The following is a 456-nucleotide window of genomic DNA, read 5'->3' as shown; positions in this document are numbered from 1 at the left end:
GAGCTAACCGAAGCAAAGGTTTCGGCTGAGCTTGCCACCAAAGTAGCCGAAGAAGCCAAGAGGAAAGCGGAGAGTGCCACAAGGATCGCGGAAGACGCTGTAAAAGCCAAACAGCAGTTCCTTTCTAACATGAGTCATGAGATTCGCACGCCCATGAACGCCATTATCGGTTTTACAAAGATAGTGCTGAAAACCAAGCTCGAGGAAAAGCAGAAAGAATACCTTACAGCCATAAAAATAAGTGGAGATGCACTTATTGTGCTGATAAACGATATCCTGGATCTTGCAAAAGTGGAATCAGGCAATATGACCTTTGAGGAAACACCATTTATGATGGCTTCTTCCATATCAAACATGATCCACCTATTTGAAGCCCGGATCCAGGAAAAGAACCTGAAACTCGAAATAAAATATGATCACACCATTCCAAAGGTACTATTGGGTGACCCCATGCGC

1 protein-coding gene is annotated in these 456 nt (G+C 44.3%); it reads left to right on the top strand.

Going from position 1 to position 456, the window contains the following annotated elements; genetic code table 11:
- A partial coding sequence (locus I6F37_RS39460) for a histidine kinase dimerization/phospho-acceptor domain-containing protein (protein ID WP_276573807.1) occupies positions 1-456 on the top strand: 456 nt, incomplete at both ends.

It is taken from the genome of Bradyrhizobium sp. NBAIM08, from assembly GCF_020193935.1.
Classification (GTDB): Bacteria; Pseudomonadota; Alphaproteobacteria; order Rhizobiales; family Xanthobacteraceae; genus Bradyrhizobium; species Bradyrhizobium yuanmingense.
The sequence above is the reverse complement of the archived record's forward strand: the minus strand, read 5'-3'. Positions and strand labels throughout refer to the sequence as shown.